The sequence below is a fragment of the Pseudoalteromonas sp. CuT4-3 genome (genome assembly GCF_035666335.1).
GTDB classification, from domain to species: Bacteria; Pseudomonadota; Gammaproteobacteria; order Enterobacterales; family Alteromonadaceae; genus Pseudoalteromonas; species Pseudoalteromonas atlantica.
In genome coordinates this window covers 2,270,982-2,290,319 of the sequence record NZ_CP142030.1, presented here as the reverse complement: position 1 = coordinate 2,290,319, position 19,338 = coordinate 2,270,982, and the positions used below count along the sequence as shown (strand labels likewise).

Sequence of the window (19,338 nt, the reverse complement as noted above, 5' to 3'; positions counted from 1 at the left end):
GAGAAAAATAATGATTGAATCAATTATTAGATGGTCTATCGGCAATCGTTTCTTTGTTTTGTTGATTACCTTAATTATCGCGTTTGGTGGTTTGTATTCATTACAAAAAACACCAGTAGATGCACTCCCCGATCTTTCTGATGTGCAGGTGATAATTAAGACGAGCTATCCGGGACAGGCACCACAAGTAGTGCAGGATCAAGTGACATTTCCTCTTACTACAGCGATGTTATCAGTGCCGGGGGCGCAAACTGTTCGTGGTTACTCATTTTTTGGTGATTCCTACGTCTACATTATTTTTGATGACGATACTGATTTGTATTGGGCTAGAAGCAGAGTACTTGAATACTTAAGCCAAGTAGCATCAAGCCTGCCTGATTCGGCAAAACCTCAATTAGGACCTGATGCAACAGGTGTGGGTTGGGTATACATTTACGCTTTAACAGATAAGTCTGGAAACCATGATCTAAGCCAATTAAGAAGCATTCAAGACTGGTTCTTAAAGTATGAACTACAAACTGTTCCGGGCGTGTCCGAAGTTGCCGCCGTTGGTGGTATGGTTAAGCAGTATCAAGTGCAAGTAGATCCTGATAAATTGAGAGCTTACGATATTCCTCTAAGTTTAATACAAATAGCCTTACAAAAAGGGAACAAAGAAACTGGCGCATCCGTTGTGGAAATGGCTGAAGCTGAATATATGGTTACCGCAACGGGGTATATTCAATCAGTTAGTGATATAGAGAAAATCCCACTTGGTATTAACGAACAAGGCACGCCATTGCGTATTGGTGATGTTGCTACCGTTAATTTAGGGCCTCAAATGCGCCGTGGTATCGCAGAGCTTAATGGTGAAGGCGAAGTTGTTGGTGGTGTTGTCGTTATGCGCTTTGGTGAAAACGCTCAACAAACCATAAACGGGGTAAAAGAAAAACTTGAATCGCTTAAATCTTCTCTACCAGAGGGGGTGGAGATTGTCCCTGTTTATGACAGATCGAAGTTAATAGATCGTGCTGTTGATAATCTTTGGAGCAAGTTGCTAGAGGAGCTTGCAGTCGTTGCTATTGTCTGTGTGGCTTTCCTATTTCATCTTCGCTCATCTATTGTGGCAGTTGTTACTCTGCCATTAGGTATCTTGGTGTCGTTCATTATCATGTATATGCAAGGCATCAATGCCAACATTATGTCTTTAGGCGGTATCGCTATTGCGATTGGTGCGATGACTGATGGTGCAATAGTGATGATTGAAAATATGCACAAGCATATGGAGAAAACACCACTAACAGATGAAAATCGCTGGCAAATTGTTGCTAAGGCTGCGAGTGAAGTAGGCCCTGCACTATTTTTTAGCTTACTGATCATTACAGTCTCATTCTTACCTGTATTTATCTTGGAAGCGCAAGAAGGAAGAATGTTCTCTCCGCTCGCCTATACAAAAACCTATGCAATGGCGGCATCAGCAGGTTTGGCGATCACATTGGTGCCTGTTTTGATGGGCTACTTTATTCGAGGCAAAGTTGTTTCTGAAAAGAAAAACCCGTTAAACCGATTATTGATTGCTATCTACATGCCTGTTTTAAAGCAAGTCATGAAGTTTCCAAAATCGACAATAGTAGCAGCAATATTAGTGACTATCGTTGGCTTTTGGCCTGTCGATAAAATTGGTAGTGAATTCATTCCGCCATTGGATGAAGGCGATCTCATGTATATGCCTACTACCTATCCCGGTATTTCAATTGGTAAAGCAAGGGAGTTATTGCAGCAAACAGACAAGCTTATTCGCACTGTGCCAGAAGTTGAAACTGTATTTGGTAAAGTAGGAAGAGCTGAAACTGCAACCGATCCTGCACCTTTAACCATGATTGAAACCTTTATTCAATTGAAGCCACGAGAGCAGTGGCGAGAAGGTGTGACTACTGAATCGTTAAAAGCTGAGTTTGATAAATTGGTTAAGTTTCCGGGCTTAACGAATGCTTGGGTTATGCCAATCAAGACCCGAATCGACATGTTAGCAACAGGCATAAAAACGCCTGTGGGTATTAAAGTCGCCGGACCAGAGCTTGATGTGATTCAGGAAATCGGCCAACAAATAGAGCAAATTTTACCCGAAGTTACAGGCACAGCATCAGTTTACTCAGAGCGAGTTGCAGGTGGACGATATATCAAGGTTGATATTTCACGCGATAAGGCAAGTCGCTTTGGGTTAAACATCGAAGATGTTCAACAAGTGGTTTCTACAGCTATTGGTGGTATGAACGTTACCCAAACGGTAGAAGGTCAAGAGCGTTACCCTGTTAACTTACGCTATCCGCAAGACTATCGAGACTCTCCTGAGCAGCTATCACGATTACCTGTTGTAACACCAAGTGGTCAACGCATTGCACTAGGTGATGTCGCAGATATTCGAGTTGAGAACGGTCCGCCGGGAATTAAGAGTGAAAATGCTCGTTTAAATGGCTGGACGTTTATCGATATAGACGGTGTTGACGTAGGTACTTATGTTGAAAGTGCAAAAATACACTTGGCTAATAATCTAAAACTACCAGCAGGTTATTCAATTACTTGGGCTGGGCAATACGAATATATGGAAAGAGCGAAAGAAAAGCTCACCTATGTATTGCCTTTAACACTCGCCATTATTGTTATTCTACTTTACTTAAACTTCAGAGCGTTTAGTGAGGTGGCTATCATTATCGTTACCTTGCCGATGGCGATGATTGGTGGCTTATGGTTGATGTATCTGGAAGGGTTTAACTTCTCTGTGGCTGTTGGCGTGGGCTTTATTGCTCTAGCTGGGGTAGCGGTTGAGATTGGTGTGATAATGTTGGTCTATCTCAATCAGGCACTTGCTGAGCTTAAGGAAAAAGCTGAAGAGCGAGCTGAACCTATCTCTGATGATGCATATCAAGATGCATTATTGCACGGTGCAGGCTTACGAGTTCGTCCAGTAATGATGACAGTTGCAACAATCATTATCGGCTTGATGCCCATTTTATATGGTACAGGAACAGGTTCGGAGATTATGAGTCGTATTGCTGCACCTATGGTAGGCGGAATGACAAGTGCTGTGCTACTCACTCTTATTGTGCTCCCAGTAATTTACTCAATCGTTAAAAAGCCAGAATTAAACGCCTTTAACAAGGAGCTTTCTAAGGCGGAGCTAAAAAGTAATGCTTAGCACGGCTAGAAAATATCACAAATGGCTAATGGCATTTGTCGGAATACAATTCCTCTTCTGGTCTATTACAGGCGTGTATATGGTGACTATGGATATTCACTATATACACGGCGAAACCTTGGCTAAGAGTGAGGAAGCCAAAATAGATTTAGCAAGTATGGATTACTCCATTGTAAAGCTAGCTGCGGATTATCCTAAAGCTAGCCAAGTTACACTTACTCAAAGTATGGGCCGTCCTTTGTATTCTTTTATTAATGGAGAAAATGGAAAAGTAGCAATAGATGCTAAAACTGGAGCTGTTCAGGCACTTGTAGATGAAATCAAGGCTAAAGAAATCGCACAATACCATTATGCGCTGAATCATCAAATCGACAGCGTAAGGTTGATTAAGTCAGCGACAAACTTGCCTGCTGAGTTGTCCCCAAGGCATTTACCTGTTTGGAGAGTGACGTTTGAGCAATTCTCCACACCGACATTTTATATAAGTCAACAAACAGGATCACTTGTTGCCAAGCGTCATGATTACTGGCGATTGTTTGATTGGATGTGGCGGTTCCACATTATGGATTACTATGATGGAGAAAACGTATCTAACTGGTTTTTGTTCTTGGTCGCAACTCTAGGTCTAATGGGAGCAATTACTGGCGCAGTATTGACTTATTACCGAGTGCTTTCCCCAAATAAAAAGGGAGTCATTTGATGCGACTATTTAAGTTAAATACAACGATACACAAGTGGCTTTCTTTATTTGTTGGTTTACAACTGCTTATTTGGTTGGGAACGGGCCTTTACTTCAATTTGATGGATCACAGTAAAGCCAGTGGTAATGAACTTAGAGTTCATTCTCATCATGAAGGTAGCATTACAGGCTTTGACCTATTCCCTATTAAAGACATTACTAGTAATGCTCCGCAGGAAGTAAACCTTATATGGGTTTTACATCAGCCTTACTATCATTTTGTGTTCGATAAGGGGCAGCATAGCTATCAAGAACGCCACTCAAAGCTATTTGATGCTGTAACAGGAAAGCCATTTAATTTGTCTGAAGAACAAGTACTAACTTTGGCAAAAAACTCCTACTCAGGACAGGGTAAGTTAACTACTCCAGTGTTATCTCAACCTCCGTTTTCTGATCACGTAAGGCAGCAAAATCCTATGTGGCAAGTTGCCGTTGAGGATGAGAACAATACAACTATTTATTTAGATAGTATTACAGGTCAAGTACTTCGCCATGCCAATGATGATTTCAGATTGAAAGATCTGATGATGAAGCTTCACTTTATGGACTATGGCAATTCTGGAGGATTTAACCATTGGTTGATCATTGCATTTGCTTTTGCAACGCTATTCCTTTCAATTACTGGTGTTACTTGGCTGATACAACAGTATCGAAGTGGTTTACTGAAGCTAGGTTGGGGCACTAACAGGCAAAAAGTGGCAGTGACGTTTTCCAATGAAAATACTATTACTGACATCTCAGCAGTTGGTCGCTCAACTGTACTAGAAGGGCTAGCTAGTTCACATGTATACCTTCCTTCAGGTTGCGGTGGTGGCGGTACTTGTGGCAAATGCGTGTTCTTAAGTTCAACTAAATTACCTATCACACTATCTGAACAGGAACATTTATCTCAGGAGCAACTTAAGGAAGGTTATCGGCTTGGATGTCAGCATAGGTTCTCTGAAATTAGTTCGATTGAAGTTAATACTGATCGCAATATTGAAAATCATGAGCTAGTTGTGGTTGCGACTAATTTCATTACTCCTTTTATCAAGGAAGTGAAATTTAAGCTGAAATCAGGCAAACAGTTGGCATTTAAAGCTGGTGCATATATGCAATTTGATGTGCCAGCAGGGATGAATAGCTTACGTCCAGATGATATGCCAGAGTGCTATGAAAAATACTGGGATAGCTACTATCATGGAAAATTTTCTCATAACGGTGTAACTCGCCACTACTCATTAGTTAACTTTGACGAGGAGTCTGATGAGTTAATGTTTAATATCCGTTGGCAGACCGCAAAGAATGGTTTTAAAGCAGGAATAGGTTCAAGTTATTTAGGTTCACTCCAAGTAGGTGAAACGATAACTGCAAAAGGCCCTTTTTCTGATTTTTATGCCACTTCAAATAAAAAAGTTAGTCGCGTGTTTATTGGTGCGGGTTCAGGACTTGCACCACTGAGGTCTATTATTTTTGAACAGTTGAAAAAGCATAAAGATAAAAGTGGTTTGACTCTTATCTATGGTGCGCGAACTGAAGATGACTTGCTATACCATAATGAATTGAAGTCACTGAGTGAGAAGCATAAAAACTTCTCTTATATTCCTACTCTTTCTAATCCTTCAGAAGAATGGCAAGGGCACTCAGGCTATGTTCAAAAAGTACTTCTGCCGTATATGAACCAAAAATCAGAACTGCTTTTGGCTGAGTTTTACTTGTGCGGTCCAGAAGCAATGATGAGTGAAGTGGAAAAAATAATTACAGATGCTGGGATTCCAAGTAATAAAATTTTCAAAGATAAATTTAGTCGTTAATCCATTAAATAAATAGAGGTATATATGAAAACATTAATTAAATTTTTAACCGTAATCAGTGTCGTTTTTAGTAGTGCGGTATTTGCGCATGTGCATCTTGAAAAAAGTGTGCCTGCTGATAATGCAATGCTAATGAATCCTCCAGAAGAGTTAACTTTGGTGTTCACCAAAGAGGTACGGGTTGTAAAAGTTTCATTGGCCAATAAACAAGGCGAAGAATTTAAATTTGGATTCGAGCCTTCTAAAGTCGCTACTAGCAAATTTACATGGAAACTACCTAAATTAGCTCCTGCAAACTATGCTGTGGATGTAACCTTCTTAGGTAACGATGGTCATAAAATGAAACATAGCTTCGGCTTTATGGTTCACTAAAATAGGCGGTGTGATTGATATGGAAATGTATATCTGGAATACAGTCATTGTACTGTCAAAAATTGTATTTTACGTCGGCTTTGCCTGTATTGCTGGTTATACATTTTTCAGGCAAATATTTGAGAATAATGAATCTCATACTAATGCTGTAATAGCGAATTTAACGTGGACAAGAACTTATATAGTTATGGCTTTGATCGCTAATATTACTTGGTTCTTTGCCAGTACTGGTGCAATGGCAGAAGAGGGAATTCAGGGGGCGATAGACGCTGATATATTGGCTATTATGTGGGACTCCTCTGTCGGCACTGGAGCTTTGCTTCGAGCGCTTGGGCTAGTTACCGCAATAATCGCTTTAGCTTTAAGGTTCAAACTCGCTGTGAACTCGTACTTAAAACAAAGCGCTTTAATGTTGAGTTTATTAATCCTTGCATACTCATTCACGTTACTGGGTCATATTTCTGAGTTAGGCACAATTGAAAAAGGCTTGCTTATTTTGCATGTGCTCGTTATGGCATGGTGGTTTGGGGCGTTATTGCCACTAAAACAGGCTTGCCAACAGCTAAGTTATGCAGAACTTCATTTGCTGATGGAAAGCTTTGGCAAACAAGCAAGTTTTACATTGAGCCTATTGTTGGTAGCAGGCCTCTGGCTCGTGATTCAATTGGTCGGAAGTCTTGATGCACTAATAAGCTCAAGTTACGGACAAACACTGTTGTTTAAATTGGCCCTTGTAGTGTCTATTTTGGCACTTGCTGCTAAACATAAACTAATACTCGTTCCACAACTTAAAAATAGTCAAGGCAGAGAGGCTTTATCTAAATCTATCTCGATAGAAATGGTAGTAGCTTTTGCCATTTTATCTGTAACGGCTGGGCTTACTAGTGTTGTTGGCCCTGCAAATTAAAACCTAAAAGAGAGAATGAAAATGAAAACAATAAATATATTACTCGTTTTATTAATGACGTTTAGTTTCGCAGCAAACGCTCATGGTGATAAGAACAAAGACAAAGGTTTGTTTAAAGGTATAGATACCCCAGCCGCAAAAGTTGTTTTGGCATTTCATCAAGCACTTGAAACTGGCAATCAAAAACAGGCTAGAGCGCAGTTAGCGGATGATGTCACCATTTTCGAGGGAGGCCGCGTTGAAAGGAGCGCTGATGAATATGCTCATCATCATATGTTGTCGGATATGAAGTATTTAGCAGCGATGAAGAGCGACACACTTGAACATCAAGTGACGATACTTGGAAATACCGCTATCTCTGCGTCGCGCAGTCAAACTACAGGTACTCATAAAGGTGTTGAACGCGATTATCAAGGCATGGAAACGATGGTGCTGGAAAAACAAAATGGTGAATGGAAGATTAAGCACATTCATTGGTCACATTAATTTATTGGTCAAACAACGGAGAGTAAAATGAGAAACAACAATCCATTACATCAAGTTTCTACGCCACGTAGACGCTTTGTACAAGGATTAGCTGCTGGCGGTGTATTAGCTGCTTTTCCAAGTGTTCTTCATGCAGCTTCATCTTTGCTTGCTGGAACTTCAACAGGTACTGCGCCCGAACTAAGTGGGGAAGTCATAGATCTGGTGATAGATGAGTCACCAGTAAACTTCACAGGTGTTGTAAGAATGGCTACAACAATCAATGGCTCAATACCAGCTCCTACCTTGCGCCTCAGAGAAGGTGATGACGTTACTATCAGGGTAACGAATAAATTATCAGTGCCGAGTTCAATTCATTGGCATGGGATCATTCTTCCGTATCAAATGGATGGCGTACCGGGTATTAGCTTTAAAGGTATAATGCCGGGTGAAACCTTTGTTTATAAATTTAAGCTGCAACAAAGCGGCACATATTGGTATCACTCACACAGTGGTTTTCAAGAAATGACAGGTATGTACGGCGCATTAATTATTGAGCCAAGAGAAAAGGATATTATTAGTGCTGACAATGAGCATGTCATCCAATTGTCTGATTGGACTGATGATGACCCAATGGATTTGTTTCGCAAGTTAAAAGTACAGAGCGATGTATTTAACTTTAATCAACCTACTGTTCCAGAGTTTTTTGATGACATTTCAAATAGCAGCGTTTCAAATGCGCTACAACGCCGGGAAATGTGGAATAAAATGAGAATGAACCCTACAGATCTTGCAGACTTATCAGCATCTGCAATGACTTTTTTAATGAATGGTTGTGCGCCTTTGACAAACTGGCGTGGAATGTTTAAAGCTGGCGAAAAGGTTAGGCTTAGATTTATTAACGGTTCTAGCAATACGTTTTTTGATGTAAGAATACCTGAGCTGAAGTTAACAGTTGTACAAGCTGATGGACAAAATGTTGAACCTGTGACAGTAGATGAATTTAGATTTGGTCCCGGTGAAACTTATGATGTACTTGTCGAGCCAAAAAATGATGCATATACGATTTTTGCACAAAGCATGGATCGCTCAGGTTATGCTAAAGGTACTTTATCAATGGCACCTAATATTGATGCACCAGTACCTGCTCTAGATCCCGTTGAATGGTTAACGATGACAGATATGATGGGGAATATGGCCCAAGGTGGTGAGCATTCCGCGATGGCAGGTATGGCAGACATGTCGGGCATGAATTCTAATAAAATGGATCATAGTGCAATGGGTCATGGAGCGATGGCAATGGATCATAGTAAACATGGAATGACTAAAAACCCATTAGCTGTTGCTAGCACTAAAGTGCGTCATGCAAAAACAGAGTATGGAGCTTCTGTTGATATGCGTGTTGATATGCCTAGAACAAACCTTGATGATCCCGGTATAGGTTTACGTAAAAATGGACGCCGTGTTTTAACACTTGCAGATTTACATTCTCTTGAGGGAATTACAAACCAGCAAGAGCCAGAGGCTGAAATTGAATTACATTTAACTGGAAACATGGAGCGTTATAGCTGGTCATTTGATGGCTTGGAATTTGGAAAAAGCACGCCAGTTCACATGAAGCATAATCAACGTTTAAGAGTTATTTTACAAAACGATACAATGATGACACATCCCATGCACCTGCATGGTATGTGGAGCGATTTGGAGAATGAAAAAGGTGATGTACAGGTTCGTCGCCATACTATCCCTGTACAACCAGCGCAAAGAATTAGTTTTTTAACAACACCTCATGACGTAGGTCGCTGGGCATGGCATTGCCATTTATTATTCCACATGGATGCAGGTATGTTTAGAGAGGTAGTTGTATCATGAAAAAATTAATACTAACCAATACGTTAAGACTATTATTAATAGGTTTGCCCCTTATAAGTGTATCTGTATCTGCAAAAGATGAGATGACTGAGATGGGTGATTCTAAAATGCAAGCACAAGGTGGAGATGCACCTAAAGATGCTAGAGACCCCCATGCTTATGCAGCAGGTACAACTTTGACTGAAGGTCCTTATGCACTCAGTAGCGACAAACGACTGACTTTGGCAGATGAGCATTCATTTTACGCGCTACTAGGGGATCGTCTTGAATATAATGAGCAAACAAACGCAGGTGTTTTTGACTTTCAGGCATGGTATGGCACTACTTTTGATAGATTAGTCATCAAAACTGAGGGAGATTTTAGCGAAGGTAATTTAGAGGAGAACCAAACAGATTTTCTATGGGGCCACGCAATATCTGCTTATTGGGATACACAAGTCGGTATTCGACTTGATTACAATAACGAAGGTGAAAACCGCAAATGGCTAGCTTTTGGTTTACAAGGTCTAGCCCCCTACTGGTTTGAAATTGATATGACTGCGTATTTAGGAGAGCAAGGTAATAGTGCATTTTCGATCGAAGCTGAGTATGAGCTATTACTTACTCAAAAGTTAATTGTTCAACCACGAGCAGAGTTGACGCTTTACGGTAAGGATGACGTCCAAAATAACCTTGGTAGTGGCTTATCTAGCAGTGCTATTGGTTTTCGGGTTCGTTATGAGTTTACCCGCCAGTTTGCTCCCTATGTTGGCGTTGAGTGGACAAATAAATTTGGTAATACAGCCGACTTTGCGAAGTTAAATGGGCAAAGTACGCGTGATACTGCTTTTGTTGCAGGTATCAAGTTCTGGCTCTGATGTGAAGAAATACTATATTGACTTGATGAGAGCTACCGCAACTATATTGATGGTAGCTTTCGTTTTTTGGGATTTAAACCATTTTAGTTATGTTAGGAAAGGCCTAGCTAATAGTTTTTTTGGAAAGAACTAAGAGCAGTAATAGTAAGCTACTTCTTGTTTTCAGTCGGTGCCAGTCTGGTGTATACCTATCAAGGTGGAATATCAGCTAAGAAGTAAAGTTGGCGAATGTTTAAGGTTAAAGAGTCAAGCCAAAAAACATCGCCATTGAAAGACGTACAATAGGCCATTTTATCACTTTTGATGAACGGGAATAGGATGTGCCCGGGATAGAACCGATTGTTGCAAAGTACTGCGCTTAAAGCTGAACAATTGGAAAAATGATCCATTACTCAATACCTAGTTATGAGCGTAGGGTTTTTATTTTTTTTAATGGTGCTCATGCTTGGCTTCAATCTCATGAGTATAAATTAGACACCCCTTTTATACTTGTTAAGTTTAAGCTGTTTAAAAAAGTAAAAAGTAAAAAGTAAAAAGTTTAGGTTTTAGTTCAAAGTTTGATCAAGATCATAAAATTATTTTTACAAAGTGGCTAATATTGTAGGTGCTAAAGAAGGAATGATAATGTTTGGACTTTTCAGGTGGTTTAAAATAGTAATAATAACTGTGTTGCTTACGCAGCATGGCTTTGCTATTGCTAAACCAATGAATTGTGAAGAGCATCATAATGGCTCATCCGACACGCATATTATACAACCAAGCAAAAATATGCATCATCAATCAATGATTGACAATAGTCACTATCACACTGAAAATTCGCAAGATTCTAAAAACCGTCATGGTGATGAAGACTGTGAAAAATGTAAAGCTGGTGATTGTGTTTGTTGTGAAGGCGGTTTTTGTACAAGCTTTCATTTAAATGCCTATCTTGTGGAAGCGCAAGACGAAGGTATTTGCAATATTCATTCTGAGCTAATTCTACAGCGTACACCCCTACCAAAATCTGGTATCCATCTCTTACTTTATCGTCCACCAATTATTGGCTAATCACAGGATCAGTGCGTCTTTTTTTCGCCACTCCCATCAAAAATAGAATGACTTATTCATTGATTTAAATAATCAATTGTTTTGAACGATTAGTACGATATTTGGAAAGGCATTATGAAAATGCTCAAGTTATTGCCATTTACAGTAATTAATACTGTCGATTTTGGCCGAGATTCCTCTTTTTACCAAAAATTAGTTTTTAGCTTTTGCATTATTAATCACGAATAATCACTTGACCTGTGTCTTAGACACAGGTCTAAGCTGTAGGTGAGATTACAAACTTAGGTGAAGAACTAAGGAGTGAACATGAAAGTTGCAGAGCTGGCAAAAAGCCTTGGAACGACTGCTGATACGGTGCGCTATTACTCGCGATTGGGATTGTTAAAACCTGCTAAGTCAGTGAACGGCTACAAGTCATACTCGAATAAAGAAGTATCGAGACTTAAATTCATTTTAAGTGCCAGAAACCTTGGTTTTTCTGTTGCAGATATCAAGGAAATTATTAATGAATCTGAAGATGGTAAAAGTGCGTGCCCATTAGTCAGAAGCCTGATCAAAGAGCGGCTTGAAGAAACAGAAAAGCAGTTTCAAGCAATGTTGGCACTTCGAGGAAAAATGTCTTCTGCGCTTTCTCGATGGGAAGAAATGGAAGACAAAGCACCGACTGCAAACATGGTTTGTCATCTCATCGAAAACTTTGAGCAAATTAAAAAAGCATAGGAGGAAAAAGGGTGGCTACTAACACAAATATAAAAACTGAATCAGGCTGTTGCTGTCAGGCAAAAGCTCAATCCTCTTCGTGTAAAAGTAAGGAGAATACGTTGGAGAAAGTATCACATAACCAACAGCTTATCATTGAAGGTGCTGGGTGTGCTAGCTGTGTAGGCAAAATTGAAGGGGCGTTGAAGGCAACTCTTGGAGTCGTCAGTGCGGAAATGAATTTTGCTGATAGGACAGTAACAGTTTATGGGACAGCTAAAACAAAAGAATTGATCAAAGCTGTTGAGTCAGTGGGGTATAACGCGAAGCCAATTGATGATAGCTCAGCAACAGATGCGCTTGATGAGAAAGAGGCGGCTGATTGGGCATATTATAAGAAGCTAATGCGCGATACGTTTATTGCCCTTTCACTCGGCGTTCCTTTGATGATCTACAGCATTGTAGTTGGAGAAATGACGGTTGAAACAAACCTTGAACGAATTTCTTGGTTGGTTGTAGGCATTTTAACTTTTGGTGTTATGTATTTTTCAGGCAAGCATTTCTATGTAGGAGCATGGAAGAGCTTCAAAAATCATTCAGCCAATATGGACACCCTAATTGCTTTAGGAACAGGCACGGCTTGGTTGTATTCGATGGTTGTCGTGTTTGCACCTGACGCTGTTCCATTGATGGCACGGCATGTTTATTTTGAAGCTACCGCCATGATCATTGGCTTAATTGATTTAGGTTTAGCATTAGAAATCAAAGCCAGAGGTAAAACCTCTGAGGCCATTAAACGTCTTATCGGCTTGCAAGCCAAAACAGCAACCGTGGTTCGTGACAACAAAGAAGTTCAGATAGGTATTGAGCAGGTTTTATTTAACGATATTGTGAAGGTAAAACCGGGTGAAAAAATTCCCGTCGATGGCGTGGTATTGGAAGGACACACCTCTATTGATGAGTCCATGCTGACAGGCGAACCTATGCCTGCTGAAAAAGCTGAAGAAGATGAGGTTGTCGCAGGTACTTTGAACAAATCAGGCATGATTTTATTTAGAGCCACACGCGTTGGTAAAGACACGGCGCTTGCACAGATCATCAATATGGTGAAACGAGCACAAAATTCAAAACCGCCGATTGGCCGTTTGGCCGATGTTATTTCAGCTTTTTTCGTACCTGTCGTGATGATTACCTCTGTGTTAAGTGCGCTAGCATGGCTTAACTTTGGACCTGAGCCAGCCATTGCTTTTGCCATCGTTTCAGCAACTACTGTGCTTATTATTGCCTGCCCGTGTGCTTTAGGCTTGGCAACACCCATGTCTGTCATGGTGGGAGTAGGAAAAGCAGCAGAAGCCGGAGTGCTTATTCGCAACGGTGAGGCACTGCAAACCGCCTCTAAAATCACTGCCATGATTTTAGATAAAACGGGCACTATTACTGAAGGGGCACCTAAGGTAACCGATATTATTTTAGCAAAAGCTACTGACGAAAAAGACGTACTACAGCTTGCAGCAAGTTTAGAAAGCGGCTCAGAGCATCCTTTAGCGCAAGCGATTGTTGAAAGTGCGTTAGATCAGGATATTGAGTTACTAAAAATTGAAGCCTTTAACGCCATTACGGGTTTTGGTGTAGAAGCAAGCTGCAACAACAAAGCCCTGCTTTTCGGAAACGATAAACTAATGAAGTTAAAAGGCATAGACCTCACAGGCTTTGTTGAACAAGCACAGTCTTTAGCCAAAGAAGCCAAAACACCTATGTACTTTGCTGTAGATGGTGAACTTGCAGCAATCATTGCTGTTGCAGATCCTATCAAGTCAGACTCAATCTCTGCTATCAAACGGCTTCAGGCTAATGGTATACGCGTCATCATGTTAACGGGTGATAACAAGGAAACCGCTGCCGCCGTAGCTAAAAAAGTGGGTATTAGTGAGTTTCTTGCTGAAGTGCTGCCAGAAGATAAAGCCAACAAGGTGAAAGAGCTACAAGAAGGCGGCGAAATTGTTGGTATGACAGGAGATGGCATCAACGATGCTCCTGCGCTAGCGTTAGCCGATGTTGGCTTCGCCATAGGCACAGGGACTGATGTAGCTATCGAAAGTGCTGACATTACCCTAATGCGTGGTTCACTTCATGGCCTTGCTGATGCCATAGCGGTAAGCAAAGCTACTTTACGAAATATCAAACAAAACTTGTTTGGCGCGTTTGTCTATAACGTAGCCGGGATTCCTTTTGCTGCGGGGGTTCTATATCCCTTCTTTGGCATTCTGCTTAGCCCTGTAATTGCAGGTGCTGCAATGGCGTTTTCGTCATTGACTGTAGTGTCAAATGCAAATCGACTTCGCTTTTTTAAAGCAAAAGAGCATTAAGGAGAATCACAATGATGGTTATTAACTTATTAGGCTTAATGTTAATCGCGCTGATTGTTTGGTGGTTTTGGCTATATAAACCCAATAAAACAATCGTTCAAGGTAATGAAGTACTCATTGAAGTGAGGGATGGTGTGTATTCCCCATCCTCAATTCAGGTGTCTGCTAGCCAACCTGTCACTCTGAAGTTTATGCGCAAAGATCAATCCCCCTGCGCTGAAACAATGCTTATTCCTTCATTGGATATAAGCGAACAGCTTAAATTAAATGAAATTACTCAAATTACCCTATTGAACTTATCACCGGGAGAGCATGAGTTTCACTGTCAGATGCAAATGTATCGCGGTGTCTTAAAAGTCGTTTAGGAGGGCAATATGAAAAATCAACACCCTAATTTTTGGTCAACACCTACAGGCTGGGCTGCACTGGCACTTATTGCCGCAGTGACCTACTTCTTAGTGCTTGAGCATGGTCAACATATGCTGCAATTTCTTCCCTACTTGATTTTATTGCTATGCCCCTTGATGCACGTATTTATGCATGGCAGTCATGGTAAACATGGTCACGATCATTCACATGCGCCTGATGAAAAAAAGGAAGAGAGCTCTTAAGAACTCACGGATAAAAATGCAGCCTATCACGATGGCTACATACAAGGGTTAGAAAAGGCACGTAAGGAATCACATAAAAAGGAGAGCAGTGATGAATGAAACATATGATTATGGCTTATGGTCAATGGTGATACTGAACTCAGCAATTTTTATCTTTTTTGCCTTTAGTTTTGTCAAACCAAAAACATCAACTGATTGGAGAAGTCTAAGCGCGTTCTCTGCCTTTATTGTTGCCCTATTTACTGAAATGTATGGCTTTCCTTTAACTATCTATTTTCTGTCGGGGTGGCTGACGGAGACCTATCCAGAAGTAAATTTCTTTGCGCATGAAAATGGGCATTTATTACATACTTTCTTTGGATTTCAAGGTGATGCCCATTGGGACCCATTTCATATAGTGAGTATGGTGTTTATTGTTGCAGGTTTCTTTATGTTGTCTTCAGCATGGAATGTATTGCATCACGCGCAAAAACATCATCAATTGGCTACAACTGGATGGTATGCAAGGTGTCGCCACCCACAGTATGTAGCTTTCATTCTAATCATGTTCGGCTTTTTATTGCAGTGGCCGACAATCCCAACACTTGCGATGTTTCCGATCTTAGTCGTTGTTTACGTCGAGCTAGCGAAACGCGAAGAAGCACAAGCGATTGCTGAGTTTGGTTCGGAGTACCACAGGTATATGGAATCGACACCAAGTTGGATCCCAAATTTTAATAAAAGTGTAGAAGGTAAAAATCATGAAAACGTTAACTAAATCAATTTTATTTATTAGTTCACTACTGATAACCACTAGCTCATTTGCCCAAAACAATGAGCATAAACATGAAGGTGCGAACAAAGCTGATATGCATCAAGGCATGGCAATACCACATGAGAACATGGGAGAAATGCACAAAAAGATGATGGAAATGAAAAAGGAAGTCCATGTCATTAAAACTGAAAAAGATCCTGAAAAGCAACAGCAGATGATGGTTGAACATCACCGTTCAATGATGAAGATGATGCAATCCATGCATAAAAACATGGAAGAAATGCCAATGCATCAACAAATCAAGATGGCTGAACATCATTTAGAAATGATGGGGAACATGATGCCGCAGATGAACCGCAAAATGGAAGAAATGAAAGATAGCAATCAACAGCATTCACACAAACATTAGGAGAAAAATTATGAGCGATTTAAATCATAGAGTTGGCGTTAGAGAGCAAAATTTAGTTGTTCGAAATCTAAAGCTTAGCAATGTCACAGAAGAAAGCTGTGACGAGTTAGTAAAAGAAATAGATCAGCTTTTTGGTATAGATGAAGTTAGTTACAACATCAAAGAAGGTGAAATACACCTTGCCTATGATGCCGCAAACGTAAGCCTTGATGGGATTGAGGAGGTAATCCGTAAGTATGGCGCAGATGTTCATGATGATTGGTGGACACATACTAAAGAAAGTTACTATAAATTTGTTGATCGGAACATCAAAGATAACTCTGTTCATAAGCCTTGGAGTTGTCATCAAGCACCTTCGGGGGCTGGCCGGAAAAACAAATGAATTCATAAAAAAGTGTATAGATAATTAGTTAGTCAAATGAGGTAACAGTGATGAAAACACCCTATATAAAAGCTCTTTTATTGCTTACATTCGGTTTATATTTAGTGGGTTGTTCCAATACCACTTTTTATCATAAATACATGATGAGAGGTCAGGTAGTAGAAAGTTCTGATAATCGAACTCTAATCTGTATTGGTGCTAAGCATGGCGCAGAGGTTGGGCAAAAATACAGTGTTATTAGATTCCATGAAAGAATAGTATTGAGTGAAGGTGAAGATCCCTACACTATCGAAAAGGTAGGAACGGTACAAATTACTAAAATTGTGAATGATCATTTCGCAACTGTAAAGCTAGTGTCTGGTGACATTGCAGCGAAAGATATGGTGGAACTTGAAAACTAATAAAGTGGTGGCGAAAGCCACCACAAGAGCATAACAATAAAACTTAATGAAAAAACTTTAGTGTTATTTTGTACAACCTTTGAGATTGTTTGCTCAGTTCTGGTTATCTTGATGCCAGTACGACAGAAAAAATGTTACATATGAATTAGAAAGGTATGGGCTGGCATCCTAAATAGCTGTTCCAAATAGTAGATCACCCGAGGAAGGGAACTCAATGCGGTTTGCGCGATCAGATCAGTCGCCAAACATAACCAATCAACAACCGCATTGAGTATGAACAAAATAGCATTTTTATACGGCGCAGAAACCCGCCGCTTGAAGAAAATTGTACATAAAACCCGAGATAAAGACCTGTGCCGCCGGGCAAATGCGGTGTTATTGGTGCTAAAAGGTGAAACCAAGTCGCAAGTAGCCCGTGTTTTGCAAGCAGGCCGTTCATCAGTAAACCGGTGGGTAACCTGGTATGAAGCAGCAGGTATAGATGGCCTTAAAACCAAGGGTGCTGGGCGACCACCAAGTCAGCCCAAAGGCTTTATCTGCGGTGTTTTAAAACTGTTGGTGAGGACACTGGGTTATCAGCGGTCGCGTTGGAGTAGTGAATTATTCGCACTGCTACTGCATAAGCTTTACCGTATCGTTATTCATAGCTCAACTCTCAGGCGGTGGTTGCCACAAGTCGGCATCGTCTGGCGTCGTGCGGCACCGACGCTGTATATCCAAGACCCAGATAAAGAAGCTAAGTTAGCAGCCATGCGGGAGGCACTTGAAAATTGCAGCGTGGACCATCCGGTGTTTTATCAGGATGAGGTGGATATCCACCTGAATCCGAAGATTGGTGCCGACTGGGGCTTTAAAGGTAAACAGCGTAAGGTAGCTACACCCGGCCAGAATAAGAAACACTATCTGGCGGGGGCACTGCACAGCCAGACAGGACAAATCAGTTATGTTGGTGGTGAGCGCAAGACCAGTGATTTGTTTATTGCGCTGTTGGAGCAACTGAAAGGGCAATACCGGCGAGCGAAAAGTATCACGCTAATTGTGGATAATTACATCATCCATAAGAGCAAAAAAACGCAGAAATGGCTGAATGAGAACCCAAAGTTCAAGCTCTTGTTTTTACCGGTATACAGCCCGTGGCACAACAAAATTGAAAAGCTATGGCATGCGTTGCATGAAACGATAACCCGTAACCATCAGTGTAAGAACATGGATGACTTACTGGAGCAGGTATACCACTTTATGGACACAGCGGCTCCGTTCCCAGGTGGCAAGCATGGCTTGAAGCAGGTGTATCACAATTAGGATCAGTTATTTAGTCAGCAGTAAATCCCTAGCATGGACTTGCATCTGGCACCAAACTCTACGCAGTTCTTTTCCATGTGCCGCGCAAAAACTTTAGCTCAAAACCGTTCAGTATTCGGTAATGCTGAAGTGAACGTTGATGTCCGCTATTCGCTCTTTGCCGAAGTTTGGCTAAGTGCCATGAGCAGTCATTCATGATTAACTCGTTTCTGCCCCAAAACGTGTTAAAGCAATTATTCTATAGGTCGGCTTTGAGCGATAACCGGACACTGAAAAAGTTAAATTTATTCCTGTGTTTTAAGTAGAAATCTAATTTTGTCCAATAACATTATTAAACGCCGTTTTGGGGCAAAATAACATGCTTAATTCCTAGCTGTTTTAATTACTTGTTTACAAAGGTAATTATTGGTGAAATTATCAGGGTATGTAATATACGCCGTTTCGGTGTGTTATAAACCACCAAAATGGTGTTCAATAAGCTGTTTTGCTATGTTCTAGGCTTTTTTCAAATAAAAACATCGACTTTCTTTTTGTCGGTTAACAATAAAGCAGCCTTTTCTTGATATAAATCAAAAGTATCGTCTGATATAAATTTATCAAACGTATTAATTATTTCTTTCATGTAAGAGGCTCTTACTTGATAAGTCTGACGTTCAGGATATTCTTTAGCAAGTCCATCTAATTTCTCTGAACTATTAGAAAAATACTCCATAACATTAATTTTTTTATCAGGATCTACATCCCCTCCACCATAAGAAAGGATCCTAAGTTTAGACTCTAAACTATTCATATCTTCTCTTTTTTTGGATATTATGGGGTTTCCTGACTTACCTAATCTAACTGGTTCATCACTATCGTATTTTTGTGTGTATTCTCGTTCCATTTCATTCACATTTTTAACAATACTATGAAGTTCTTTTATACTCATATTAGAAAAGTTGAGCTCTTCTTTTTTAAATACTTTTTCATATGCACTTCCCTCAATTAATGATGAATCAAAAGCATTATTGTCTTTTTTTTCTTTAACTTTAGGATCAAGGTGAGTTGTGTTTATATTAATTTTTAAGCCACTTTCGCTTGTTTTAGTAGAAAAGCTTTTTATTTTTTCATCATCACTGTTTGTAAAAATAGATATTTTACTTTCAAATAGAGTAGGTAGTAGATTGGTGCTGATTTTCATAAAAATC

The 19,338-nt window shown here is 40.3% G+C and carries 18 protein-coding genes and 1 pseudogene; 18 read left to right on the top strand and 1 reads right to left on the bottom strand.

From position 1 onward, the window contains the following. Positions 1-10 precede the first annotated feature (10 nt). The 18 genes and pseudogenes from VOI46_RS10490 to VOI46_RS10405 all read left to right on the top strand — a co-directional run bounded on the left by VOI46_RS10490 (position 11) and on the right by VOI46_RS10405 (position 18,151). Positions 11-3,175: an efflux RND transporter permease subunit gene (locus VOI46_RS10490; protein WP_004589255.1), complete on the top strand. Its 3,165-nt coding sequence runs from the start codon at positions 11-13 to the stop codon at positions 3,173-3,175. Positions 3,176-3,263: 88 nt separating this feature from the next. Beyond that, positions 3,264-3,875: a PepSY domain-containing protein gene (locus VOI46_RS10485; protein ID WP_232311327.1), complete on the top strand. Its 612-nt coding sequence runs from the start codon at positions 3,264-3,266 to the stop codon at positions 3,873-3,875. Continuing rightward, a complete protein-coding gene (locus VOI46_RS10480) occupies positions 3,875-5,707 on the top strand; it encodes a 2Fe-2S iron-sulfur cluster-binding protein (RefSeq protein ID WP_004589257.1) in 1,833 nt (610 codons plus the stop codon). Before VOI46_RS10485 ends, VOI46_RS10480 begins: the two co-directional genes overlap by 1 nt. A 24-nt stretch (positions 5,708-5,731) precedes the next feature. Beyond that, positions 5,732-6,079 (top strand): copper resistance CopC family protein, encoded by a 348-nt coding sequence (locus VOI46_RS10475; RefSeq protein ID WP_004589258.1) that lies wholly within the window; start codon positions 5,732-5,734, stop codon positions 6,077-6,079. A 19-nt stretch (positions 6,080-6,098) separates the two neighbouring features. After that, positions 6,099-6,986 (top strand): CopD family protein, encoded by an 888-nt coding sequence (locus VOI46_RS10470; RefSeq protein WP_004589259.1) that lies wholly within the window; start codon positions 6,099-6,101, stop codon positions 6,984-6,986. Between the two features lie 15 nt (positions 6,987-7,001). Further along, on the top strand, positions 7,002-7,472 hold the full coding sequence (locus tag VOI46_RS10465) for a nuclear transport factor 2 family protein (protein ID WP_008467847.1): 471 nt from the start codon (positions 7,002-7,004) through the stop codon (positions 7,470-7,472). Positions 7,473-7,499: 27 nt separating this feature from the next. Beyond that, the gene (locus tag VOI46_RS10460) at positions 7,500-9,323 is read left to right on the top strand and encodes a copper resistance system multicopper oxidase (protein WP_039972484.1); all 1,824 of its coding nucleotides are present in this window, start codon (positions 7,500-7,502) and stop codon (positions 9,321-9,323) included. Then, positions 9,320-10,180, top strand: a complete 861-nt coding sequence (locus VOI46_RS10455; RefSeq protein ID WP_004589262.1) for a copper resistance protein B — start codon at positions 9,320-9,322, stop codon at positions 10,178-10,180. Before VOI46_RS10460 ends, VOI46_RS10455 begins: the two co-directional genes overlap by 4 nt. Positions 10,181-10,804: 624 nt before the next feature. Further along, complete coding sequence (locus VOI46_RS10450) at positions 10,805-11,227, top strand: hypothetical protein (protein ID WP_004589264.1); 423 nt, start codon at positions 10,805-10,807, stop codon at positions 11,225-11,227. A 306-nt stretch (positions 11,228-11,533) separates the two neighbouring features. Further along, positions 11,534-11,947 carry a MerR family transcriptional regulator gene (locus tag VOI46_RS10445; protein WP_004589265.1) on the top strand — a complete coding sequence of 138 codons (414 nt, stop codon included), beginning with the start codon at positions 11,534-11,536 and terminating at the stop codon, positions 11,945-11,947. A 101-nt stretch (positions 11,948-12,048) separates the two neighbouring features. Beyond that, positions 12,049-14,292: a heavy metal translocating P-type ATPase gene (locus VOI46_RS10440; protein WP_004589266.1), complete on the top strand. Its 2,244-nt coding sequence runs from the start codon at positions 12,049-12,051 to the stop codon at positions 14,290-14,292. 11 nt (positions 14,293-14,303) lie between these two features. Then, positions 14,304-14,657: a cupredoxin domain-containing protein gene (locus VOI46_RS10435; RefSeq protein ID WP_004589267.1), complete on the top strand. Its 354-nt coding sequence runs from the start codon at positions 14,304-14,306 to the stop codon at positions 14,655-14,657. A 9-nt stretch (positions 14,658-14,666) separates the two neighbouring features. Then, positions 14,667-15,002: pseudogene (locus VOI46_RS10430) on the top strand (DUF2933 domain-containing protein). After that, positions 14,995-15,660 carry an isoprenylcysteine carboxylmethyltransferase family protein gene (locus tag VOI46_RS10425; protein ID WP_004589269.1) on the top strand — a complete coding sequence of 222 codons (666 nt, stop codon included), beginning with the start codon at positions 14,995-14,997 and terminating at the stop codon, positions 15,658-15,660. Before VOI46_RS10430 ends, VOI46_RS10425 begins: the two are co-directional and overlap by 8 nt. After that, positions 15,644-16,066 (top strand): hypothetical protein, encoded by a 423-nt coding sequence (locus tag VOI46_RS10420; protein ID WP_004589270.1) that lies wholly within the window; start codon positions 15,644-15,646, stop codon positions 16,064-16,066. Before VOI46_RS10425 ends, VOI46_RS10420 begins: the two co-directional genes overlap by 17 nt. Positions 16,067-16,076: 10 nt before the next feature. Further along, positions 16,077-16,448 carry a hypothetical protein gene (locus VOI46_RS10415; RefSeq protein ID WP_028834964.1) on the top strand — a complete coding sequence of 124 codons (372 nt, stop codon included), beginning with the start codon at positions 16,077-16,079 and terminating at the stop codon, positions 16,446-16,448. 50 nt (positions 16,449-16,498) lie between these two features. Next, a complete protein-coding gene (locus tag VOI46_RS10410; RefSeq protein WP_004589646.1) occupies positions 16,499-16,849 on the top strand; it encodes a hypothetical protein in 351 nt (116 codons plus the stop codon). 273 nt (positions 16,850-17,122) lie between these two features. Continuing rightward, positions 17,123-18,151 carry an IS630 family transposase gene (locus VOI46_RS10405; RefSeq protein WP_004589647.1) on the top strand — a complete coding sequence of 343 codons (1,029 nt, stop codon included), beginning with the start codon at positions 17,123-17,125 and terminating at the stop codon, positions 18,149-18,151. A gap of 505 nt (positions 18,152-18,656) precedes the next feature. On the opposite strand, the gene VOI46_RS10400 is transcribed toward VOI46_RS10405, so the two are convergent. Then, complete coding sequence (locus tag VOI46_RS10400) at positions 18,657-19,331, bottom strand: hypothetical protein (protein ID WP_013463096.1); 675 nt, start codon at positions 19,329-19,331, stop codon at positions 18,657-18,659. Positions 19,332-19,338 lie beyond the last annotated feature (7 nt).

Coding starts and splice junctions, on each gene's coding strand:
- VOI46_RS10420 (WP_004589270.1), top strand. CDS start 15,644: ATGAAAACGTTAACTAAATCAATTTTATTTATTAGTTCACTACTGATA.
- VOI46_RS10465 (WP_008467847.1), top strand. CDS start 7,002: ATGAAAATGAAAACAATAAATATATTACTCGTTTTATTAATGACGTTT.
- VOI46_RS10450 (WP_004589264.1), top strand. CDS start 10,805: ATGTTTGGACTTTTCAGGTGGTTTAAAATAGTAATAATAACTGTGTTG.
- VOI46_RS10455 (WP_004589262.1), top strand. CDS start 9,320: ATGAAAAAATTAATACTAACCAATACGTTAAGACTATTATTAATAGGT.
- VOI46_RS10445 (WP_004589265.1), top strand. CDS start 11,534: ATGAAAGTTGCAGAGCTGGCAAAAAGCCTTGGAACGACTGCTGATACG.
- VOI46_RS10435 (WP_004589267.1), top strand. CDS start 14,304: ATGATGGTTATTAACTTATTAGGCTTAATGTTAATCGCGCTGATTGTT.
- VOI46_RS10460 (WP_039972484.1), top strand. CDS start 7,500: ATGAGAAACAACAATCCATTACATCAAGTTTCTACGCCACGTAGACGC.
- VOI46_RS10475 (WP_004589258.1), top strand. CDS start 5,732: ATGAAAACATTAATTAAATTTTTAACCGTAATCAGTGTCGTTTTTAGT.
- VOI46_RS10425 (WP_004589269.1), top strand. CDS start 14,995: ATGAATGAAACATATGATTATGGCTTATGGTCAATGGTGATACTGAAC.
- VOI46_RS10485 (WP_232311327.1), top strand. CDS start 3,264: ATGGATATTCACTATATACACGGCGAAACCTTGGCTAAGAGTGAGGAA.
- VOI46_RS10480 (WP_004589257.1), top strand. CDS start 3,875: ATGCGACTATTTAAGTTAAATACAACGATACACAAGTGGCTTTCTTTA.
- VOI46_RS10490 (WP_004589255.1), top strand. CDS start 11: ATGATTGAATCAATTATTAGATGGTCTATCGGCAATCGTTTCTTTGTT.
- VOI46_RS10415 (WP_028834964.1), top strand. CDS start 16,077: ATGAGCGATTTAAATCATAGAGTTGGCGTTAGAGAGCAAAATTTAGTT.
- VOI46_RS10400 (WP_013463096.1), bottom strand. CDS start 19,331: ATGAAAATCAGCACCAATCTACTACCTACTCTATTTGAAAGTAAAATA.
- VOI46_RS10470 (WP_004589259.1), top strand. CDS start 6,099: ATGGAAATGTATATCTGGAATACAGTCATTGTACTGTCAAAAATTGTA.
- VOI46_RS10410 (WP_004589646.1), top strand. CDS start 16,499: ATGAAAACACCCTATATAAAAGCTCTTTTATTGCTTACATTCGGTTTA.
- VOI46_RS10405 (WP_004589647.1), top strand. CDS start 17,123: ATGAACAAAATAGCATTTTTATACGGCGCAGAAACCCGCCGCTTGAAG.